Annotated in this window: 23 protein-coding genes and 1 tRNA gene; 9 read left to right on the top strand and 15 right to left on the bottom strand. The window is 42.9% G+C overall.

Annotated features, from left to right (window positions below):
• Positions 1-104: 104 nt before the first annotated feature.
• The gene (trxA, locus tag MHH49_RS17725) at positions 105-425 is read right to left on the bottom strand and encodes a thioredoxin (protein WP_076222866.1); all 321 of its coding nucleotides are present in this window, start codon (positions 423-425) and stop codon (positions 105-107) included.
• Positions 426-467: 42 nt separating this feature from the next.
• On the bottom strand, positions 468-914 hold the full coding sequence (locus MHH49_RS17720) for an OsmC family protein (RefSeq protein ID WP_076222868.1): 447 nt from the start codon (positions 912-914) through the stop codon (positions 468-470).
• A gap of 205 nt (positions 915-1119) precedes the next feature.
• Between MHH49_RS17720 and MHH49_RS17715 the strand changes: the two genes are divergently transcribed.
• Positions 1120-1800: a GntR family transcriptional regulator gene (locus tag MHH49_RS17715; RefSeq protein ID WP_094901487.1), complete on the top strand. Its 681-nt coding sequence runs from the start codon at positions 1120-1122 to the stop codon at positions 1798-1800.
• 174 nt (positions 1801-1974) lie between these two features.
• Here the strand turns inward: MHH49_RS17715 and MHH49_RS17710 are convergent, their stop codons facing one another.
• Complete coding sequence (locus MHH49_RS17710; protein WP_076222873.1) at positions 1975-2874, bottom strand: SDR family oxidoreductase; 900 nt, start codon at positions 2872-2874, stop codon at positions 1975-1977.
• 192 nt (positions 2875-3066) lie between these two features.
• Here MHH49_RS17710 and MHH49_RS17705 point away from each other — a divergent pair, with 192 nt between their 5' ends.
• A complete protein-coding gene (locus MHH49_RS17705; protein WP_076222989.1) occupies positions 3067-3354 on the top strand; it encodes a winged helix-turn-helix transcriptional regulator in 288 nt (95 codons plus the stop codon).
• A gap of 51 nt (positions 3355-3405) precedes the next feature.
• Here MHH49_RS17705 and MHH49_RS17700 read toward each other — a convergent pair whose 3' ends face one another.
• The 6 genes from MHH49_RS17700 to MHH49_RS17675 form a co-directional block, all read right to left on the bottom strand.
• On the bottom strand, positions 3406-4182 hold the full coding sequence (locus MHH49_RS17700) for a response regulator (RefSeq protein ID WP_076222875.1): 777 nt from the start codon (positions 4180-4182) through the stop codon (positions 3406-3408).
• Positions 4157-5923: a cache domain-containing sensor histidine kinase gene (locus MHH49_RS17695; protein ID WP_076222878.1), complete on the bottom strand. Its 1767-nt coding sequence runs from the start codon at positions 5921-5923 to the stop codon at positions 4157-4159. Before MHH49_RS17695 ends, MHH49_RS17700 begins: the two co-directional genes overlap by 26 nt.
• A gap of 117 nt (positions 5924-6040) precedes the next feature.
• The gene (locus MHH49_RS17690; protein WP_179087729.1) at positions 6041-7642 is read right to left on the bottom strand and encodes an extracellular solute-binding protein; all 1602 of its coding nucleotides are present in this window, start codon (positions 7640-7642) and stop codon (positions 6041-6043) included.
• Between the two features lie 43 nt (positions 7643-7685).
• Entirely contained in the window at positions 7686-8549 is an 864-nt protein-coding gene (locus tag MHH49_RS17685) for a carbohydrate ABC transporter permease (RefSeq protein WP_445259915.1), read from the bottom strand.
• A 56-nt stretch (positions 8550-8605) separates the two neighbouring features.
• The gene (locus tag MHH49_RS17680; protein ID WP_076222886.1) at positions 8606-9556 is read right to left on the bottom strand and encodes an ABC transporter permease; all 951 of its coding nucleotides are present in this window, start codon (positions 9554-9556) and stop codon (positions 8606-8608) included.
• A 126-nt stretch (positions 9557-9682) separates the two neighbouring features.
• Entirely contained in the window at positions 9683-12394 is a 2712-nt protein-coding gene (locus MHH49_RS17675) for a glycosyl hydrolase family 95 catalytic domain-containing protein (RefSeq protein ID WP_341138302.1), read from the bottom strand.
• Positions 12395-12547: 153 nt separating this feature from the next.
• Between MHH49_RS17675 and MHH49_RS17670 the strand changes: the two genes are divergently transcribed.
• Positions 12548-13432, top strand: a complete 885-nt coding sequence (locus MHH49_RS17670) for an AraC family transcriptional regulator (protein ID WP_256716998.1) — start codon at positions 12548-12550, stop codon at positions 13430-13432.
• 270 nt (positions 13433-13702) lie between these two features.
• Here the strand turns inward: MHH49_RS17670 and MHH49_RS17665 are convergent, their stop codons facing one another.
• Positions 13703-13858 (bottom strand): hypothetical protein, encoded by a 156-nt coding sequence (locus MHH49_RS17665; protein ID WP_179087730.1) that lies wholly within the window; start codon positions 13856-13858, stop codon positions 13703-13705.
• Positions 13859-14396: 538 nt separating this feature from the next.
• Between MHH49_RS17665 and MHH49_RS17660 the strand changes: the two genes are divergently transcribed.
• From MHH49_RS17660 to MHH49_RS17645, 4 genes are all read left to right on the top strand, one after another.
• The gene (locus MHH49_RS17660; protein WP_176462551.1) at positions 14397-14783 is read left to right on the top strand and encodes a sigma-70 family RNA polymerase sigma factor; all 387 of its coding nucleotides are present in this window, start codon (positions 14397-14399) and stop codon (positions 14781-14783) included.
• Between the two features lie 74 nt (positions 14784-14857).
• Positions 14858-15058, top strand: a complete 201-nt coding sequence (locus tag MHH49_RS17655; RefSeq protein ID WP_076222895.1) for a helix-turn-helix domain-containing protein — start codon at positions 14858-14860, stop codon at positions 15056-15058.
• 575 nt (positions 15059-15633) lie between these two features.
• Positions 15634-15903: a helix-turn-helix domain-containing protein gene (locus tag MHH49_RS17650; protein ID WP_179087731.1), complete on the top strand. Its 270-nt coding sequence runs from the start codon at positions 15634-15636 to the stop codon at positions 15901-15903.
• 76 nt (positions 15904-15979) lie between these two features.
• The gene (locus MHH49_RS17645) at positions 15980-17191 is read left to right on the top strand and encodes a tyrosine-type recombinase/integrase (RefSeq protein WP_076222898.1); all 1212 of its coding nucleotides are present in this window, start codon (positions 15980-15982) and stop codon (positions 17189-17191) included.
• 168 nt (positions 17192-17359) lie between these two features.
• Here MHH49_RS17645 and MHH49_RS17640 read toward each other — a convergent pair.
• From MHH49_RS17640 to MHH49_RS17630, 3 genes are all read right to left on the bottom strand, one after another.
• Positions 17360-17445, bottom strand: a tRNA-Leu gene (locus tag MHH49_RS17640).
• Between the two features lie 159 nt (positions 17446-17604).
• Entirely contained in the window at positions 17605-18081 is a 477-nt protein-coding gene (locus MHH49_RS17635; protein WP_052097266.1) for a WGxxGxxG-CTERM domain-containing protein, read from the bottom strand.
• A gap of 75 nt (positions 18082-18156) precedes the next feature.
• Positions 18157-18843, bottom strand: coding sequence for a M15 family metallopeptidase (locus MHH49_RS17630; protein ID WP_036683338.1), 687 nt, complete (start codon positions 18841-18843; stop codon positions 18157-18159).
• Positions 18844-18959: 116 nt separating this feature from the next.
• Here MHH49_RS17630 and MHH49_RS17625 point away from each other — a divergent pair, with 116 nt between their 5' ends.
• Positions 18960-19124: a hypothetical protein gene (locus MHH49_RS17625; protein ID WP_169744799.1), complete on the top strand. Its 165-nt coding sequence runs from the start codon at positions 18960-18962 to the stop codon at positions 19122-19124.
• Here the strand turns inward: MHH49_RS17625 and MHH49_RS17620 are convergent.
• Positions 19121-19456: a YolD-like family protein gene (locus tag MHH49_RS17620; protein ID WP_076272239.1), complete on the bottom strand. Its 336-nt coding sequence runs from the start codon at positions 19454-19456 to the stop codon at positions 19121-19123. The two genes, MHH49_RS17625 and MHH49_RS17620, sit on opposite strands and share 4 nt — an antisense overlap.
• Before the next feature lie 207 nt (positions 19457-19663).
• A complete protein-coding gene (locus MHH49_RS17615) occupies positions 19664-20224 on the bottom strand; it encodes a hypothetical protein (RefSeq protein WP_076098564.1) in 561 nt (186 codons plus the stop codon).
• A gap of 117 nt (positions 20225-20341) precedes the next feature.
• On the opposite strand from MHH49_RS17615, the gene MHH49_RS17610 reads away from it, so the two are divergent.
• On the top strand, positions 20342-20830 hold the full coding sequence (locus tag MHH49_RS17610; RefSeq protein WP_036683346.1) for a PH domain-containing protein: 489 nt from the start codon (positions 20342-20344) through the stop codon (positions 20828-20830).
• Positions 20831-20860: the final 30 nt, after the last annotated feature.

Raw genomic sequence — 20860 nt, 5'->3', positions numbered from 1 at the left:
CCCCTTTGTTTACAAGCGATATCAGGATAACAAACATTAATTATTAAAAAGGAACCACTGAGTGGCTCCTTTATCTAAAAATGCTCCGTTAGTTTGTTTAAAAATTATTTTCCTGCCGCATTTAGAATTTTATCCTTCAGTACAGATTTCGGATTTATACCGACCATTTGTTCTACCAGCTTACCTTCATTAAACAGCAACAAAGTCGGAATGCTTCGAACGCCAAATTGTATAGCTAACTCCTGCTCATCATCAACATTAACTATAGCGATATTAGCTTGATCCTTTAGCTCATTTGCCAATTCTTCAACAATGGGGAGTTGAACTCGGCATGGCCCACACCAAGGTGCCCAAAAATCAACCAGTGTAACTCCTGATTTAATATGATTTTGAAACGTATCTTTCGTTAAAGCTGTTGCACTCATATGACTTCCTCCTCAAAATGGATAAGTGATTAATGAAGGCTATTAAGCATTTATTGATAATGAGACATCACCGGTAATGGAGATTTGAACTCCGGCTTTTTTAAGCATATTTCCAACCTCGCAGTTTCGGTCGGCCGCTGCAAAGGTTCGATCAACAGATTGAATTTCCTCTTCAGTCCCACCCGCAGGCAGCACAATTACTGGGTAATGGGTGATCTTGAACCCTTCTTCTTTGGAGACACTTGCTTCCGAATGCATTTCCAGACTTTCTACAGCAAGATTTCTTGCCTCTAGCATGCTTACAAGGGTCAACATAAAGCATGTTGCAGCGGAAGTGACTAGCAGTTCCTTCGGCTCAGTACCTTCACCAGTACCGCCGAAAGATTGGGGAACAGCAATTTCTGTTTTTAGATAGCCTGCTTCGACTTTCCCACTCCCACTTTTATTCCCGTTCCATTCCATTTTGAGTGTCGTTTTTGTCTGATCCATAACTCACTTCTCCTCATTTTCAGTTAACTAGTTAAATAGTTAATTAGTTATTTATTATTAAAGTAAATCTTTCTCTGTGATTTGTCAAGCCTTCTCCACCAACTAGTAATCCAGAGCTTGAATGCTTGATTTTTATCATTTTCTTCATTAAGCTGTAAATATCCAAATCCATAGACAACCAACCAAGAAAGCGGGTCGTATAAAGATGGAAAACTCAGGCTTGCTTTTTAATATCGATCCCGATTCTCCCTTGCCGATTCAAATACAGATCAAAGAACAGATCAAATGGCTTATTGGGAAGGGCCTACTCCATTCGGGAGATGTGCTTCCTTCCACCAATCAATTGGCCGAGCAGTTGTCGATTAACCGGAACACTATTCAAAGTGTATATACACAATTGAAAGAAGAGGGACTTCTGCTGATGCAAAAGGGGCGGGGAACGCAAGTTGCCGACGAAGAACACATCCAGCGCTTTAAAGCTAATAATCTTCATTTTTCCTTTGTGGAGCAAATGATTGACGAAGCCCACAAAATGAATTTTTCAATAGACGACCTGCTGCTGTCCGGATTCGCTTATGTACATTTGTTTGGCCAGCATCAAAAAAGGAAGCGGCGTTTTCTTTTCATTGAATGCAAGGCAAGCTCCTGCATCTTTTATCTGGATGAAATCAAGAGATTAACTTCTGCCGAAATTCACACGATCGATATTTCATCGGTCCCGAACGAGGACCTGATTCAGGCTGTTCAACAAGCGGATGTGATCATTACAAGAAGCGACCTGGCTGAACAAATGAGAACCTTTATTGATGATGCCCAAAAAACAGTCATTTCCGTCGGCTCTACCAATGACGTCTCATTACTGCTTAACATGATAAGACAGCCGTGACCAGATCTGCATTAATTGACAAAATTCAGCCAAATCACAAATAACCACTACTCTCGTAGTGGTTATTGTTACGCTATAGCTCACTTGCTGATCTCGGCGATCGTCTGTCTCCCCTCCCGGTATAGACAGAACTTGCTTTTCTCTGCAAATGGATTGCCCTCGAATCCTATGTTGTTATTGTGCGAAAAATCCATTCTGCACAGCTTGTTTCACCCACTCTTGGAGCGGAGTGCCCGGTGTAGCAGAACGCAACTCGTCGCTGACTTGGTCTGGCTTGGGAAGTAATTGAAAATGAGAATTTAATCCAAGCCATTTGTAGGAGTCGGCGAGGCCTTTTGCTGTTTCCTTGCCTAGCATTGGAGATAATGCTTCTTCGAACGCTTCCACAGGGAGCGAGTAAAACTGTATTTTTCGATTTAATGTGGCACTAAATTGCTCTGCCAGCTGATTTCCAGTTAGCGCCTCAGGTCCTACGATAGGCAATGTCTTCCCCGCCAGTTCTGGGTGGTTAAGTGCATATACGCTGTAAGCGGCTGCATCCTCCATACTAATCCATGCGACTGCAGAATCAGCAGGTACAGGGTAAGCCAGTGTTTGGTTGTCTACAACGCCGGGGATAAGGAAGTTTTCCATATAAAATGTAGGTTGAAGGATGATAGTCGGAATGCCACTTTGCTTCACATAAGCGATCAATTCCTTCTTAATATCATAAGCAGCAACACCTGTAACATCATCTGTAAAGAAACCGCTGGTATTAAAAACAAGGAGTTTAACATTGGCTTCTTTGGCAGCATCGACGGTATTACGGATGAATTGTCGATTACGCTCCAAGTCGTAGTCCACCGGCAGCACCAGGAATACTTTGTTGACACCGTGATGAGCAGGAGTTAGGCTGCTAGCATCTGTTAGATCGCCAACAAAGGCAGTAATGCCCTGCTCTTGAAGCTGAGCGGCCTTGTCCGAATTTCTTACGATTGTATGAACGGCGTGTCCTTCTTTCAGAAGCTTGCTGGCGACAGCCCCTCCTTGTACGCCGCCTGCTCCATATACTAATATCTTATCCTTAGTTGTCATTTTTTCATCATCCTTCCGTTTACTAAAAGTAATTTAGTGACTATAGTTAAATAATATAGGTTTAAATTCAATAATGTAAGTACGCACATGAAGGATATATAGTATCCTTAAGGATACCTAAAAAAGGAGATAATCAGAGTGGATAATCAAGACTCACATTGCTCACAATGTCCGGTTGAATTTACAGTCAATATGATTGGGGGCAAGTATAAGCTGCTCATTCTGCACAAGCTTTCGCTTCTCGGCGTGCGACGGTTTAATGAATTAAGAAAAGAATTCCCCAATATTACGCAGCGCACACTCACTCGCCAGCTGCGTGAGCTCGAAAACGATGGGCTGATTAACCGGCAGGTGTATTCTGAAATTCCACCCAAGGTAGAGTATTCTTTGTCAGAGACCGGGAAGAGCCTTCATTCTATACTGTATCAGATAGAGGAATGGGGCTTGAACTATATGGCAAATAATCCAAAAGAATCATAGGCCATGGCAAGAATGTCTCAGTGCTCATCTTATCCATGGTCTGCGTCTCCTTTAAAAAAATAGAGAATTTGAGTCTGATTGCATTTTCCGGTCCCTGAACTGTCCCGGAGTTTCATCATTAAATTTGCGAAACACTTTATAAAAAGTCCGCTGGTTCTCATACCCTACCATTCTGGCTATCGTATCCAGCGACAAATTCTTCATGCTAGCCATCATAACCTTAGCCTTACCTATCCTTACCTGGTTTATATATTGCACGAAAGTATTTCCGGTTTCCCGCTTAAACATCTGTCCAAGGTACACTGGGTGCAAATTCAGGTATGCCGCCGCATCAGATAAAGAAATATCCTTCATGTAACTTTGCTCTATATAGGCTTTTAGCAATTTAATATGTTCGTTCTGCGAGGTGCCCATTTCTTCAAGAGGATTTCCAGATACCGCTATAATTTCACGTTCTTGAATCAGTTCACATGCTGTTCTTCTTAGAATCTCAGCTAATTCCACCTGTTTAATTGGCTTAAGTAAGTACTCTATTACCTGCAATTTAACAGCTTTGCGTGCATAGTCGAATACATCGTGCCCAGTCAGGATAATGAAGCGCTTTATATTCTTTTGCTGCGCTCGCCGAATTAGCTCCAGACCGTCTATTTCTGGCATATGGATATCTGTAATGATTAAATCCGGACGGGCAAGTTCTATTCGTTCCAGCGCTTCGATGCTATCACGAGCCGTTATAATTTGCCTGAACGCTGTCTTTTCTTCCTCAATCATATCTCGCAAACCTTCCAGAATGATTGGCTCATCATCCACAATCAGTAGTTTGAGCATTGAAGTATTCCTCCTTCAGCAGCAGTTTAAGGCAACAAACCGTCTCTTTGCCGGGAGTACTTATTATTCCAAGCGATGATTCTTTACCGTAATACGCCTTGACCCGTTCAGCCACATTACTAAGCCCGATGCCTGTCGTCTTATGCTTCGCTTCATGCTTGGTGATACTGCCCTCCAGCAACCGCTGAAGAGACTTCAACTGCTGCTCCGATATCCCGGAACCGTTGTCGGCTACCTCAATCCACACATATCCATGTTTTCTTGCTAGCCGCAACGCAATCCGCTTACTTCCCCTGTTCTTGGACAAGCCATGGATCATACTGTTCTCGACAAGCGGCTGCAGGATAAATCTGGGACAAGGCAACGATAATAGCGTCTCCTCTACCTGGAACTCCACCTCAAGGTCACTCATACGGATTTGATGTATTGCGATATAGGTGCTTACATGATCCAACTCATCTCGAAGCGTCGTATGTTCCGACTTTGACAGACTGTAGCGGAACAAATTGCCGAGAGAAAGCGCCATCTCAGCTACTTTATAATCCTTATTCGACCTGGCAAGCATTCGCATCGTTTCCAGGGTATTATATAGAAAATGAGGTTGAATTTGTGCCTGCAGCATTTTGAAATCTGCTTCTTTCTTGAGCATCTCCACCTTTTGAACATGGTTTACTAATTCATCCATGCGGCTGATCATTTCATTATAGTTCGTGATCAGGAAGCCTATTTCGTCTTTCCCGGCTTTCCCCTTAACGGGGTTGTTCAGGAACTCTGGCTCCACTCTGCGCATATGACGTGAGAGCCGGACGATTCGCTTGGTTAGCGAAGAGACGATCCAAAAGTACAGAGCGGACAACAACGCCAGCAGCGCCAAACCGCAAGCTACCCATAACTGTTTTACCCTCAGAAATTCGAATAAAGCTGCCCGTTTATTCACCTCGATAATCGTCAGCCCCAGCTTTGGAATATGAACGGAATTAATCAAAAGTCGATCATGGTCGGCAAGAAATCCTCCCAAGGATTCATTTCCAAACGGCTGGACAATGGAGCGTATTTGCTCATCTGACAGCTTCGTATTCATGACATAGCTAATCATCTTTCCTTGACGATCAAGCACCATTATTGCATTATTCGGATGTACTTGAGTCAAGGCCGACACGAATTGATCTAACATTGCAGGGTCGACACTTATCTGAATAATACCTAGATCAGTAATATAGGAATTACTGTACAGCTTCTGGAAATAACTCAGTGTCGGGGCGGCAGGATCGAAAGAATGCTTCCATAGTCCCTGGGCCGGACGCAATTCTTCTACTTCATCAGGAGTTAGAAATCCCCCTATATCACGATAGTTCTGAAAACCGGGAGCCCCGAGTAGCCGTTTCTGAGATTTGGGATAGACGGTAAGATTTTGTACTAAAGGATCTGCCAGATAAGCAAACGAAAATGCCGGATTAATTTCTTTTAAATACGAGTAGATCAAATCACGGTCATCCACAAACTCTCCTTGCAAAAAATCAATTAAAGCTGCATTGTTTTGATAAATCGAAGTAAGTGATTCCAGCTTAGCCAGGCTTGAATCCAGATTGGATGCAGTTTGCTCCAAATTTTGCTGGTTTACAAGTTGATATTGGGTGAGCATTTTGTCATACAGCTGAACATAGGAGAAAAGAGCAAAGAACAGAAATGGAAGCACAATGAGGAGAATGTAACCTAAGTACATTTTTGTACGTATACGCATATCACATACCTCCCCGCTGTCTATTATGATATTTTAACGCAATGAGCTCATACAGGATTAGCACGGCACCTTGAGCCTGCATCCTGTATGAGCGGTATAGTGACTGTATGTTACTAATTACTTCGTTAACTGATCATACTTCTGCTTAAGAGGACCGTACTGCGCAGTTGCCCATTCTTCAAGCTTGCTCATTCCGATTTTTTCGGCTTTTTTGATCAGCTCGTCGAAGGCAGCCTGAGCTTCAGCTTCTGTAGCAGCCAGATAGATCTTAGTGACCTCCGTTTTCACCATATTATCAATATTCGTGCGGATAATCTGTTCAGGTGAATCCGTGTCAGGATTAATCATACCTATCGCCGGATTAAACTTAATTATTGGTGAGTACTTCTCTCCCTGCCGTGTCGTTTCCGAGCCTTCTTTATAAGATGTCAATGCCATTCCTACACCAGTCTCAGTAGGCACCCCCCACCAGTACACCCCTTTTTTCTTCAGTAGCTCGAGGTCGTTAATATCATAATTGAATTCCGGATACCCGGCTGCGTTCCAGCTCCAATCCTTGCCCTCTACGCCCCACTCTGCTGTTCTCCAACCTTCCTCTGAGAATAGATATTTCAAAAATTTGACGGTCGCTTCCACATTTTTATTACTCTTGGTGACATACATTCCCAGCCCGCCGGTTCCTGAGCTTAGAATGGAAGCCTCTGGTCTAAGCGGTTCGGCCAATTGAACAAAGCTGATACCGTTGTCTTTGTTATCCGCATTGAGGCGTTCTGCCCCGGAATAGGTCCAGGTATAGGCGAAGCCCTTCCCGGCCGCCATCATTTGCTCTGTCTCCGTCTCATTCTTATAGGCAAAATTCTCGGATGTTATATATCCGTTCCGATATAGGCTATTCATATACAGCATCGACTTGCGTACAGCATCTTGTCTCAGGTAGTAAACAATCTTCCCATTCTCGTCCACAAAACCTCCATAAGCACCGAATTGTGCATCGAAATATGGCCTTTGCCAGTTAGGATTAAGAATTAAAGGCGTCATCTCAGGGTATTTCTCTTTGACAGTTGCAAACACATTATCAAGATCTTCCAGCGACTTAATGGACGGATTACCCATTTCCTCCAGAACATCCTTGCGCATAGCTAACCCGGGAACCATCATATGGGCATAAGGGTTAGCCTTCCACTCTGATTCAGGAGAAAAGTCATTGCGAATGGCGTAATAATTCCCGTCACTCACAGTATTCACAAGTTCCTTTACTGGATCGAACTTCACATCAGGAGCATATTTAGGAAATATTTCATTATACGGCCAGCTTAGATTACCATCGGACATTAGCTTGAAGTTAAAAGAAACAATGATATCCGGGAGATCCCCTGAAGCTACCATCAGTGCCAATTGCTTATCGTCCGTGGCAACCGTAATTTTCGGCTTCACTCCAATAGCTTTAGTGATCATTTCCGGGATTTCCCCGGACCAGTCCTGAAAAGGATACCATGTTGCATCAACGAACATAGTCAGCTCCACCGGCTGATGGTCGCGCCCTTTGTCAGTACTGGAATTTGTTGAGTTCTGATCACCTGCTTCTCCGCTATTCTGTCCATTGTCGGTCGATGATGCAACACCACTCAGATCCCCATTTTGGCTGCATGCTGAAAGTACGCCCGCTACCAAAAGTACCGCCAGTATCAGCTTAAATAGCATACGTGAGCTTTTCTCCATCTTTCTTTCCCCCATTCATGTAATTTTGGAAATTACCGGATGTTTAACCTTTTACCGAGCCGAGCATCATCCCCGAAACAAAGTACTTTTGCAGAAACGGATAGACCCCGAGAATTGGAATAATAGACACCACCATTGCCGTCGCCTGAATAGAGAAGGGAGTAACCTTAGCTCTGGACATCGAAGCCGCTGCGGCATCCCCCGTGGGTACCATGGACTGATTGATCACCTGCATCATCCGATAAGTAAGCGTTCTCAAGTTCTCGTTCTGAACGAAATATGCAGAGTCGAGCCAGGAGTTCCACTGTCCGGAGCCAATGAATAAGCTCATCGTTGCCATCAGCGGCATGGAGACAGGTACAACGATGCTGATGAATATCCTCAGTTCGCTTGCTCCGTCAATCCGTGCAGATTCTCCTAGTTCATCTGGAATTTCACGAAAGAAAGAGATGGCTATCAGCAGGAAGAACAAATTCAGCATGCTGGGAATCACGTATACCCCGAATGTGTTAATCAGCCCGAGGCTTTTGAGCACAATGTAGAAAGCAATCAGTCCGCCCGAGAAATTCATCGCTACTACCACGATAAAAAAATACGTTTTTCTAAACATCAAATCGCGCTTCGCAAGCCCATATGCAACCATACTGGTGAAAAACACTGCGAGCACCGTTCCCACTATCGTCCGTAGGATCGAAACCAGAAAAGCATTTACCCATTTTGGATCTTCAATAAAGTAGATGTAATTCCCCAGGGTGAACTCCCTCGGCCATAAATACATTCCTCCTAGATTAGAATCAGATCCTGAATTAAACGTAATGATAAGAATGTAATAGAAGGGGTACAGCGTAATAAACACAATGATTAATAAAATGGCCGTAATCAGAATGTCCAGTATCCAATCCTCCATCGTTCTTTTCCTGCGCATGGCTTCACTGCCTTTTCTGTTTGAGTAATGACTCTAGGCTAGAACAAACCGGTTCCCGAGAACCGCTTGGCGATAAAGTTGCTGGTGAAGATCAGGAATACCGAGATTACCGACTGCATAAGGTCAATCGCTGTGGCAAAAGAGAACCGTCCCTGGGCTAGACCAACCGAAAATGCATAGGTCTGGATAATCTGCGACTTCTCATTGTTGAGCGGATTCCCCAGCAGCATTGACTGTTCGAAATTTGACCCTACCAATCCGCCTCCCAGAATACTGCCGATGGTCAGAATGAGCACTACTATGCTGGCACTTTTAAGCCCCGGCAAGGTAATGTACAGAATTCGTTTAAGTCTGCCAGCCCCGTCAATCTCCGCTGCCTCATACAATGCTGGATCAATGCCAGCCAAAGCTGCCAGAAAAATAATGGTCCACCAGCCTGCCTCCTTCCAGATCGCAGTCATAACCGCCAAGCCATAGAACGAATCAGGATCGGTCAGGATTTGTACAGGTTCCTTGATAATATGCAGCGATAGCATCAACTCATTAAAAATTCCAAAACCGGATGAAAAGAAAGCGTATGCAATGCCAGTTACTACAACCCAGGAAATGAAATGTGGCAGGTAACTTACGGTCTGTACAAACCTTTTAAAAAATACGTGTTTGACCTCGCTAAGCATAATCGCAAACAGAATCGGAATCGGATACGAAAAAATCACTTTCAGTACACTGAGTATTAACGTATTGCGCACCAGGCTTGGAAAGTTGTAATCGTTAATCAACTCTCTGAAATGCGATAATCCTGCCCAGGAACTGGTGAAGATACCTTCAATACCAGTAGAAATTTTGTAATTCTTGAAGGCGATGATAATGCCGAACATCGGAATGTAACTGAAGACCAGCAGAAACAGAATCCCAAGTCCTACGAACAAATGAAAGGGTAGCTGTTTGTGTAAACGTTTTAGAAATAGCTCTTCTTGAATGATGTCCACCTCCTTGACGGCTAATAGATTAACTCGCTTTCTAGGTTAAATTATAGGTTCCTCATGCCGTCATGAACACAGTTCATTTCCAATAAAGAGATGTCCATTTTCAAGGTGGTCACAGTTGGACTGGTCCTACAATTGAAATGCCACTGTAACCTCGGTACCTTCACTAAGTGTTAACTGAATATATTTCCCGCGTAAGTCCTGTTGTACATCCGCTTTACTTCCGTCGATCTTGGCCTCAGTCCAAGATAGTCCCACCCTTATTCGGATGGTATTTTCATTCTTGCTGGAACGCAGTAATACATGCACCGTTTTGGCGGAAAGATTCCAGGATAATGCCTTGACTTCGACCCAGGTTCTTGCCATAAGCCCATCTATAGAACCCTTTGTCCAATCGGATGGCAATGCCGGAAGAACCTCTATTTCACCCGTATTCGAGAATAACAGCGCTTCATTAATGGCTCCCACAGTACCGAAAGAGGTATCTGTGCAATAACAATTGCATCTTCTGTTTGAATCATGATCTGTCATTAAGGAGCTGTAATAACCCGCATCCCTCATCATGGGAAGAAATGCCGAGAGCACTCCGTCACCATTTTTCAGCCTAGCTTGAACTAGCGCCTTATGCATCCAACCATGCCCGGCGGTATCGTCGACAGTATTAAATCGGTCTCTATTGTCAATCGCTATCTTTGCTGCCCGCTTTAACTCCGGATCGGTTTGTGTTTCATAGGCTGGCCATGCCACATAAAGATGGCTCAAATGCCGATGATTGTTATTTTCCGTGTACTCACTCATAGCCCATTCGCGCAAAGCACCATCATAGTCATATTTATAATTTGGCAGCAACTCAAGCAATGCTGTCCACTTAGCTATGGCTGTTTCATAACCATCGCGCTTGACTGCCTTTTCCATGGAGATAACCATAGATAGACCATCCCGTGCAGCTGAAATGTCCATGGTGGCATTCGCCGTGATTGTACTGTTATATCCGATGGGGTGATTCTCTGGAGAATATGTGGGAATAATTAGGTATTTCTCTCCTGAATTCAAAGTCTTTTTGTCACACTGGTAGCATGCCTTGCCGTTGACATCCATGTAATATTCCGGTGTACAGATCTGCTGCCAAAAGTTTGCCTGCTTGGTAAGCAAGGGAAGCAGGATATCTTCCGCAAGATCCAGATAGCCTTTGTCTAACAGCTGTGTGAACTCCTCATCGCTCATGCCTCCATCTTGTACACTCAGAATAGTCTGCAGTTCATGAATCCGCATATTCTCATGAAGCGGTATCTTTTGGTTGCCGTAACACTGCCAGTATTCATAAATGGGCAGAAGGCACCAGCTTGCCCCCGCGTTCCAGTATTCAAACGGATAATCATTGTCATATTCCACATGCATCCCGCGATCGCCGTCAGAGTTAACTGAAACCTGCAGTGCATCGTGCATTCCGTACGCCATCCGCGCATTGTATTCAAAGTCGGGAGTATTTCTCAGGAAAAAAGTAATATATCCGAGCTGTGCTTGAGTTAAATGGCCTGTATTCATGGAGGCAACCTGCAGATTCACATTAGCATCAAGCGTATAAATCCCCCGCCAGCCAGGATTCCACTCCCCGGTCCACATTCCATATAAGCGTGGTGCACTGGTACCGCTGCAACAGATCATGGCATACCGTCCCTGGTTATACACCTGCTCCATAAAAGCATGATTGACTCTTCCCGGAGTTGATTTCTGCGTAGTGATTAAGGTCTGGTTATCTGAATTTTTGTAGTGGTCGTCGCCATTAATACTGAAGCTCACTGCATTAAACTCTACTGAATGCTTCCTCGTATGGGCAGCTAGAGCTGCATCATAATTGAATTGACCGTCTGAGGCCAAATATTTTTGCACAACCGCATTTATATCTTGATAGAGTTGGTCTACGATATTGTATTGTGTCATTTCAGCAAATTCTTCGATTCTCCCCATAGAATGAGTTCTGCTTGAGCGCGTAATTAAATATACGGCATCAGCGTCCTTAATCTGAATGACCGGATTTGGTTCTCGCCCAACATTGATCCGTTCATGACTGCCAGCCATCAGCATTCTCTTCTTGGTTCCGTTTACAACAACAACCTGAGTCAAGCCAGCGTATCCGCCGTAAGCTAGTTCACTTCCCTGATACACGGGATAATGAGCAACCTGGGCGAGATAATTCGCAACGGAGTCCACCAGCTTCTTATACTGCAGCTCTCTCAGCTCGATGTGGCCTTCGTTCGCTCCGCTTATTGTGGAGATGTCATCAATGGAGAGGGTTATATTAATTTTTGTGCCTGTAGAAGATGCTGTGATCTTGGTAAAAGTTACATTATCCTCACGGGACGTAAAGGAGGTGCGGACCCATTCCCCATTCTCATCGCTGTATCGTACCCCAGTCTCTGCTGTTTCATAATTCGTCCATCTCTCATAACCACCCAGATTTCCTTGGGAAGGTATACTGAATCGGAGTTGGTGTCCAGGATGGTAGCTATAATAAAAGGTTCTGATCCTTGTGGAACCGGTTTTATTCGTAATCTTCCATTTATCGTTCTGCTTAAAAACATTTTGTCTGGCATCAGTCAGCTGCTCCGTCAATTCTTCGGGAATCACTCTTGGATCTTTGGAAGGATAGTTAAAGGACATATTCTGAAAAATAAAACTGTCCGCATACGGCGAACCTGAAGTAATATATCCGTTCTCCCCGTTTCCGCTAACCATACCCTCCCGCCATGCATTTCCGGGATTAACAGCGGGAACTTCCGTGTAGGTGTTTGCATAATTTCCTTTCTTATACAAACGTATTGTTTCCGGTAAACTGGTCATAAGATCTCCTCCTGATCTGTTTGGGCTGCAGTTATTAACATTGCGTCGAATTTTAGTAATAATTATATCAATGTAGACTGGGATTCGTTATCCTGGGAGATGACAAGGAAGAGGGAAGCATGTCGCATTTTTACAAGGGGAGAGTTAGATCGCATGAAATTACCTAATATTAACATCGGAAATCTAGATATCAAGCTGACTCTTGGCGAGGTAGTATTGAACGTATTGTATGTTAAGTTCGGGTATTTCCACATTCCTATGCCTGAACACAGCCATAGCCAGGGAAGCTACGAGCTGCATTTTATTCCAACCGGCCAAGGTATTCTGAATGCACAAGGAAACCGTTACGCAATCACGCCCGGCACGTTATTTGTAACCGGTCCAGATGTCGTTCACGAGCAGATTCCGGATCTGGAAGACCCGATGGCTGAATACTGCATTTTCTTTGAGATTTTGCCCGGCAATTCTATATCTCCCAATGTCAAACGTTCCTTCGTAAGAGAGCCGTCTCTCCCCGAATTGCTGGTATCCACCCCCTTCTGGATTGGGCAGGAGGATGGGAAAATGCTCGAATTGTTCCAAATGCTTGCTGAAGAGCTTTCCCTTCAACAAATCGGCGTCCATCATATGGCGACCAACATTCTTGAGATGATTGTGATCTGTTTGTTAAGACATTACAGAGAGAATCATACCACCGTACCGTCCCTTCCCCTGAAGACTCTTGATGATAGCAGACTGCTTATGATTGAGAATAGCTTTTTATACCATTACAGCTCCATTAGCCTGCAACAGCTTGCTAACGAATTGGGGCTAAGCACAAGACAGACGGAACGAATGGTTCATAAGCAATACGGTATGTCCTTCAAAGATAAGAAGCTGCACGCACGAATGGCTGCAGCTTCAAGGCTTCTACTCACAACGGAAACTTCCATCGGCCTAATCGCAGCACAAGTGGGTTTCGCAACACCGGAACAATTCAGTAATGTATTCAAAAAATATTTCGGGATGACAGCCACTAAATACAAAAAGAAGTGTTGAAACGAAGCTAAAACCATTTAGAATAAAGCCTCCTTTGTTTACACTGGAGAAATCCGGATGGAGCAACGAAGGCACTATGTGCTTCATGTTACATTTTAGATTGTTCATTATCGTATAAACAGTAGTTTTCCACTAGTGGAGACAGACCACGTTCATTCTCAAAACCGTAGAATTCAACAGAGCAGCAATTCTCCTGTTATTGGAGGATCGCTGCTCTGCATTTTTGGTCATTTGCAGCTTGCTTCAGTAGATTATGAGCAAGTGAAAGAATTACTTCGCAGGATTTCCTGAGCCTACTTCTGGTAACACAGCCATTCCAGACTTACAATCACTTCCAGGTTTCCGGCTGCCTTCGTACAGTGTTCTGTTAGTGGACAGCCTTCGCAGCTCTGGCTCGGTAATGACGTTTGTGAATTTTATATCCACTTTGTAGAGTCTCCTTGCTCTCTTGTGCAAATGCAGCGTTTCTACGTATAGCTAATTCTTATTTTGATAGTATGTACTTTAAAGGGGTGGCTGAGCAATTAAATATGGCGAGTACACCGTCCAAAGGCAGCCGAATAATAACCACGAATGAAGATTGCACAGATCGGTAACTTAATTTAAACTTACAAAAAACGCCAAGGAGGTTCAGACACGGTTCAACTGACAATTCTAAACATTATGTAACAAATTTCAACAATATAGTTCGACTTCAATTCCATAGGAGCCAAGTTGTGCACTCAAAGAAAGTCCAATTCTATTGAACACGTTCTAACCTTACTTCTTTGTTGACAAAGATTAAGTTAACGCGAGCGACTTATATGTTGATACGAACAGTTGAGCAGGAACAATAAACAAGATTACGTATACGTAAAGTTGTTTATCACCAAAAATCAACAAAAAAACTGATTATTATTTACAATATTATGTCAATAGTTGTTTTTTGGGATCTTTTTCCCTATTTGAGAATGAGGAGATGATCATGATGAACAATCGACGAAATATTCATTCTGATGTTGAAAAAGGATTTAGCCGTTACATTCAAATATGCCTCTATCACTCCAGTCGTGATTTTTTCAGAAAATTAGATTTTGAATACCGTTATACTGAGCCATTAAATGAAAATATTGAAAATGTACAGCTTACAATAAATTTTTTCTCTGCTCCTATAGGACAGATAGAGGTTCAGGAATACTTGAGTTCTGTCATCAAAGCATTAAATCCGATGGAGAAAAAACTATTGGCTTATAAATTTTACGATGAAAAGACAGATTCAGAAATCGCTAATTTATTGGGATTAACTCAACAAGCTGTGAGTAAGGCCAAAAGATTATTATTGGAGAAACTTAAGCAACAACTGGAGGTGTAGAATTAAGCTTTTCACCCGCATTCGTTCCCCTCCTTTTCTACAAAATGTGTATCCCAGTAGAAAGGAGGTTTCTTATGCGGGAAGTAATGGAACTTATCGAATTAGCTCAAGGTGGGGATAGACTTGCTGAAGAAGAGTTGATCTCTCGATATGAACGATTAATCTTTAAACATTCATGGCACAACGGCCACTATAGCGAAGACTGTAAACAACAACTAATTATCACTTTTATCTTGGCTGTCCGCCGATTTGATATCAACCGTTATCTCTCTTAGTTGATCTAATTTAGTATGCTCTTTTATGGCTATTTAATTGCCACCTATAGATTGAAACATAACTTTTTTTTGTATTTAAGTTGTATTTCAAATGATAAAGCCCATTTTAATACAGAGGATTAATATAATGTCTTTAAGAATTAATTCTCCGGTTTTTTCGTTAGGCTTGTAGCTTTGGATGTCCTTTGACAATAACATACGTCTAGTATCAAGTACGTTCTTATTTGCTCTGTATAAACACAGAAGCGACGAAGCGGAGACGCCAAGATGAGCTCTAGCGATCTAGATCTATATAGAACCTAGAGTTCGGAGCGACAATCTTCTGGCTAAAATCAATCTATGGTAGATTGAATCGCCACAACCAGCAAAAAGATCCTGATACTTCTGCCCGGCCAACGTCACTGTATTGGGGGTAGCTCGCTCTGATGAGGGGGAACTTTGGTATTAACAAAGTTATGATGCTGCAAACCAGCAGCAGCTTGATACGGACACTTATCTTTATTATGAATATTTGAATTATTCTATAGTTTATTGGCTCCTTGTTGGTAATTATGTTTATAAAGGAGGTCCTTTTAATGACTACTGACTTTTGGCTGCCCACAGGTTTTCAAGATATGTATGGTATCATATATCAAGAATATCCGGATATTGTAACTGTTATGCAGATGTGTGAAATGCTTGGAGGTATTAGTAGCAAAACCGCTTATAAGTTACTCCAAGATAATAAAATCTGTCATTTCAAAATTGGCAGAGTTTATAAAATTCCAAAAATAAACATCCTACTTTATCTTAATATGTTTGCATTTACCTTCGACCTTCCTCACTGTGACGCTTTAGTGCATTGAATCAATACTTATATACGTGTTATAATAAAAGCGTCAATGGTAGGGTCAAGCGGGCTGCTATGAAGGAGGTTTTTTCATGGTAGCAGGCCACCTGCAAGAAAAAAAAGGTCTTTTTTATATGGTCTTGAATTGCAAGGATGAAGAAGGTAAGAGAAAACCAAAGTGGATTCCTACTGGTCTTACGGTAAAGGGAAACAAAAAAAGAGCAGAAGCATTGCTATTAGAGACAAGGAGGGAATTTACACTTCTTTTAAATGTTACTGAGGAAGAACCGGTAGTTGAAGAAATTATCGAAGAAATGCCAGCCGAAGAGCCAGTCGATCAAGGACCACTATTTTCAGTCTTCATGCTTCAGTGGCTAGCAATGATGAAACACAAGGTTGAATTTATCACTTACGCATCTTACCACAATGTCATAACTAATCATGTAGCACCTTATTTTGAAGAAAAAGGCCTCCGTCTCAAAGAATTATTACCAATTCATATTCAGGATTATTATCAGTATGAGTTAGAGGAAAATGGAGTAACAACCAACACGGTTCTCCATTATCACGCTAATATTCGCAAAGCGCTAAAACATGCTCTCAAAAATGATTTAATTAACACTAATCCTGCAGATAAGATTGAAAGACCAAAGAAAAATGATTTTGTAGGCAGTTTTTACAACAAGCAGGAGACAAATATTCTGTTTGAAAAAGTTAAGGGCGAGCTGATAGAGCTAGCAGTCATTCTTGCTGCTTTTTATGGATTGCGCCGAAGTGAAGTAGTTGGGTTGAAATGGACAGCTATAAATTTTGAAAACAAAACGATTAGTATTAGGCACACTGTAACTCCGGTTTATTTTGAAGGTAAGGAACACATCATTGAAAAGGACCGGGCTAAAAACAAGCCGAGTCGCCGCACCTTACCTCTTGTGCCAGCCTTTGAGGATCTACTGCTGCGTATTCGTGAGCTTCAAGCTCTTAATAAACTCATATGTGCTAACTCTTACTGCACTGATTATGAGGAGTATGTATATCTAGATAAGTTGGGACAACGTATTAAACCCGGCTATATCACACAGAACTTCACTAGAACTCTTAAAAAAAATGGTCTTCGCCATATTCGCTATCACGACCTGCGTCATAGTTGTGCAAGCCTCTTACTCGCCAACGGAGTCAGTATGAAAGAAATTCAGGAATGGCTGGGACACAGCAACTATTCTACAACAGCCAACATTTATTCTCACTTGGAATACAGTTCCAAAGTATCTTCAGCATCAACAATGAGTGGTGTTTTGGTCTTTTAATAAAAAAGATCGCACTGCCCTCAATACTACATGAGAGTCATGCGATCTTCTCCTCGTTCTCTCCTCCGGAAAAAGGAGAGAACTGCAGGAGAGAACTCGATAAAAAGTTCTCTCCCAAGCTGTTTCAAAAACCAAGGTTTTTCGGAAAAAACCCTTATAAATCAAGGATGCCGAGGACGGGGGTCGAACCCGTACGGTACTCACGTACCGCAGGATTTTAAGTCCTGTGCGTCTGCCTGTTCCGCCACCCCGGCATATTATGTGTTGAAGCTTCATACGTTGTTCACATATAACGCGACAAGAAATATAATATCATGAATATCGATAACGCGCAATCCTTTTTCGAAAAAAATTTATTTACAATAAAAATAACCCGTTCAGCCTAAACCGACACGGGTTATTATAGACGGGGATTATCTACGCTCGTCACTTCTGCTTCTCATTCCGGCAAGACCCAAAAGTCCAAGCAGACCGAGCCAGCCCCAGTTAGATCCTTTGTTAGTCGCAGCATTCGTTGTTGTACTAGTTGCACGGTATTTGCCGGTCTGTGTAGTGTTGGTTGCCGGGTTAACAGTGCTGTTGGTTCTGTAGTTATTGCGGGTGTCATTGTAGTTATTGGTGTTGTAGTTGTTAGGTCTGTAATTATCATCGATGCGGATCTTATCTTTCATAATGCTCTCATGCTGATTCATTGTTCCCGTGGTGCCATTCATTAGATTGCCTTCCGTATTCATCATCCGAGTGTGTTCCGCAGTGCCATCCATTCCGGTATTCGCGGCTGGGATACCGCCCAATGCTGCTGATCCAACGGCATTTGATGCATAGCTAGCTCCCATTAGACTCATTGACAGTACAGTACCGCATGCAAGGCTTGTTATCAGCTTGTTCACAGTGTTATGCCTCCCTTTAAGGTTAGTTATCACTGATAATTTCCCCTTGGACGGCACTGTCTATGCATGATGATTTTACTCTTTTACTACATTAACTGTCTTGGTCACAGCATCATAAGTTACCTTTGCTCCAAGCGCCTCAGCCAGCGCACGTATGGGCACATAGGTTATTCCGGTATCGAGAACGCCATCGGTAAGCTTGCGGCCGTTTAGGTTAATGGTCACTGTAACGTCTTTGTTCACCTGATCATCCCCTCCGGTAATCTTTTTTAAAGCCTCTTTGGCTTGGTCCGTCGTTGGACGTTTACCTGCCCGAAGTTGATCTATAGTTAAACCGAAAGTCATTTGCAGATGTGAATAATCTTTAAAAGAGGTCCAGTCCCCGCCCCATTCTAATCCAAGCCGCTTAGCCTCCTGTACAACCTCTTGCCAATCCGCAGTCTTATCTTTATCACCATCACGATTGATATCCCAAGAAAGGCTAGTGCCATTCGGCAGCAAAAGCGCAAAATCAAACGCAAGACCATAATTATGATAGCTGGTACCGCCTTTAGCGTTGGTAACTATCGGCCCCGGTTTGCTTCTACCCTGCGCATACAAAGCATTTTGCTCAGCGATGGTCCGTAGACCCTGAGTAATAACGATAGGGACTCCTCTCGCATGGCTTTGCTGAATCAAAACATTCGCACCTGCCGCCAAGACAGGATGAAGCCCGACCAGACGCGCCGCGGATTTTTCCCTCAATTGCTCCAAAGTCAGCATAGAATCACCCCTTTGGTATATTCAATGATGCCGCTGTCCTATTTGCCTGTACCCCTGTCCCCTTAGGATGATTTCCACAAAAAAGGACAACATATTTAACGAAAGGTGGGAGACATATGGATATTCATAGCGATAGCTATAAAGTTGCAGCCCTTAGTGAACAGGAAGAAGCACTGGAAATTATTCGGAATGCTGAAGCTTCCATTGCACATCTGACCGGTAACCCTACCGTTACCTTAATCGCTTATGAGAAAAGCGAAGGCAACGGTTCTCAGCATTAAACGATGTAGACCTCGACAATATCATCCACATCGATCCACTTCCATTCCTCCGCCCACTGCAGCTTAAACTCACGCGAGTGGGTGTGAATGGAAGTCACAAAGCCACTTAACATCGTATTTTCAAAAGGATCAAACAGAACAACTGTCACTCGTACATGACTCCGCAACGACAAAGCCAGTGTACATTCGATCTCCTCCAGCTTTTGCTCATCCAGAATAGGCTTGATGCGGCGCAGCGTCTCCCGTTCATCTCTTATAATTCTTGTCTTATGCTCCGGCAGCATCATGCGGCTGCTTTCCCACAGCCCGTTTTTTTCCAGCTTTTTGCCCATGGTAACCCCTCCCTTATAATATATCTATTCTTCTGAACACGAACGTATGTTTGTATTATATCCGCATCTTCGCATATTAATCAATAATCAGGAAAAAGATACCTTTTTGAAGGAGCGCTTTTTATCCAAAAGATGTATATCAATGTATATCCATGTAAGCGCAGCAAAAAGACGCTGACAGATAAACTGTGCAGCGCCTGATTTGATTTATTCTTGAACAACATCTCCAGATACTGAGGTAGCTTCACCTTCGGAATCTATAAGTCCAGTTGCTTCTCTTGCCTCATTAAGCTTGGAGATACCGAACAACATCGCTATATCAGCTTTTTGATTCAATTCATTAAATTGCTCAGCCGTAACATTTGCGGAATCTGCGCCCTGAGAAGCCTCTTTTTTTAAAGAATAAGCACTTTCAAAGGAAATTTTAGACTCTTCAAGCAACTTACGAATGTCTTCAGGCAAGCTGGAGGAAATTTTTACTTTCTCGGCTTGATTCGATAAATCAGTTGCGGTACTCTGGAATTGCTTAATTTTCTTCTCCAACTGCTTGTCCGTGAGTTCTCCTGCTGAATAACCCGCAATGGCTTCATTGAACTCCGCTAAAGAAGATTTTCCCGACTCTTCAAGTTTAGACATTTCATTGTAGAAGTTTTGCACAGTCTCCTGCACTTCTTCTTCCGTGGCAGGTGCCGATGAAGTTGAATTATTGCTGCAGGCGCTAAGGATGACAGTCATCATCAGCATTCCTATTAGTAAAGCTTTTTTCATTATTTATCCCTCCACTTAACAGGATAATGTCGGTTTGTGTAAAGCGCAAATGAAATATATGTAAAATGACTGTTATGTTATAATTATTTTAATTGTGATCAGAAAAGGAGGGTATTTATGCCTTATTGCACCACCTGCGGAGCGGAATACAAGCAGGGCGCTAAATTTTGTGGAGAATGTGGAACCAGCCTTAACGGTACCGCTCCAGTGACCGCCCATCGACCAGCAGAAGATAATCATGTCAATCAAGAAGTTGTGCTCTGGAAAGGCAAACCTGCCGGCATCTCAGATCGACTTAAAGGAATTATAGCTCTTAACACAACTTCATATACCATTACAAGTCAGCGCATTATGTTAAAGACCGGACTTATCGGTAAAAATGTTGAAGAAATCGAATTGCTGCGCGTACGCGATTTATCCGTGAAACAGTCAATAATGGACCGGATGCTTGGCATCGGGTCATTAACTGTATTTTCTGATGATGCCTCAGCGCCTCAGCTTCTTTTTCGAAAAATCCATGATGCCCAAACCGTCAAAGATGTTCTGCGCAAAGCCGTTCGTGACGAGAAGATCGCCAACAACATTAGCTACCGCGAACAAATTTAAGACGCTCATACGTAAAAAGGCCCCGGAAAA

The sequence above is a fragment of the Paenibacillus sp. FSL F4-0122 genome, assembly GCF_038002845.1.
Lineage (GTDB): Bacteria > Bacillota > Bacilli > Paenibacillales > Paenibacillaceae > Paenibacillus_AQ > Paenibacillus_AQ odorifer.
Note: the sequence above shows the minus strand (reverse complement) of the source record. Positions and strands in the feature narration are given on the sequence as shown.

Coding starts and splice junctions, on each gene's coding strand:
- MHH49_RS17720 (WP_076222868.1), bottom strand. CDS start 914: ATGGATCAGACAAAAACGACACTCAAAATGGAATGGAACGGGAATAAA.
- MHH49_RS17710 (WP_076222873.1), bottom strand. CDS start 2,874: ATGACAACTAAGGATAAGATATTAGTATATGGAGCAGGCGGCGTACAA.
- MHH49_RS17630 (WP_036683338.1), bottom strand. CDS start 18,843: ATGCTGACTTTGGAGCAATTGAGGGAAAAATCCGCGGCGCGTCTGGTC.
- MHH49_RS17655 (WP_076222895.1), top strand. CDS start 14,858: ATGCGGGAAGTAATGGAACTTATCGAATTAGCTCAAGGTGGGGATAGA.
- MHH49_RS17610 (WP_036683346.1), top strand. CDS start 20,342: ATGCCTTATTGCACCACCTGCGGAGCGGAATACAAGCAGGGCGCTAAA.
- trxA (WP_076222866.1), bottom strand. CDS start 425: ATGAGTGCAACAGCTTTAACGAAAGATACGTTTCAAAATCATATTAAA.
- MHH49_RS17670 (WP_256716998.1), top strand. CDS start 12,548: ATGAAATTACCTAATATTAACATCGGAAATCTAGATATCAAGCTGACT.
- MHH49_RS17660 (WP_176462551.1), top strand. CDS start 14,397: ATGATGAACAATCGACGAAATATTCATTCTGATGTTGAAAAAGGATTT.
- MHH49_RS17685 (WP_445259915.1), bottom strand. CDS start 8,549: ATGGAGGATTGGATACTGGACATTCTGATTACGGCCATTTTATTAATC.
- MHH49_RS17675 (WP_341138302.1), bottom strand. CDS start 12,394: ATGACCAGTTTACCGGAAACAATACGTTTGTATAAGAAAGGAAATTAT.
- MHH49_RS17705 (WP_076222989.1), top strand. CDS start 3,067: ATGATTGGGGGCAAGTATAAGCTGCTCATTCTGCACAAGCTTTCGCTT.
- MHH49_RS17645 (WP_076222898.1), top strand. CDS start 15,980: ATGGTAGCAGGCCACCTGCAAGAAAAAAAAGGTCTTTTTTATATGGTC.
- MHH49_RS17650 (WP_179087731.1), top strand. CDS start 15,634: ATGACTACTGACTTTTGGCTGCCCACAGGTTTTCAAGATATGTATGGT.
- MHH49_RS17625 (WP_169744799.1), top strand. CDS start 18,960: ATGGATATTCATAGCGATAGCTATAAAGTTGCAGCCCTTAGTGAACAG.
- MHH49_RS17615 (WP_076098564.1), bottom strand. CDS start 20,224: ATGAAAAAAGCTTTACTAATAGGAATGCTGATGATGACTGTCATCCTT.
- MHH49_RS17690 (WP_179087729.1), bottom strand. CDS start 7,642: ATGGAGAAAAGCTCACGTATGCTATTTAAGCTGATACTGGCGGTACTT.
- MHH49_RS17620 (WP_076272239.1), bottom strand. CDS start 19,456: ATGGGCAAAAAGCTGGAAAAAAACGGGCTGTGGGAAAGCAGCCGCATG.
- MHH49_RS17700 (WP_076222875.1), bottom strand. CDS start 4,182: ATGCTCAAACTACTGATTGTGGATGATGAGCCAATCATTCTGGAAGGT.
- MHH49_RS17695 (WP_076222878.1), bottom strand. CDS start 5,923: ATGCGTATACGTACAAAAATGTACTTAGGTTACATTCTCCTCATTGTG.
- MHH49_RS17715 (WP_094901487.1), top strand. CDS start 1,120: ATGGAAAACTCAGGCTTGCTTTTTAATATCGATCCCGATTCTCCCTTG.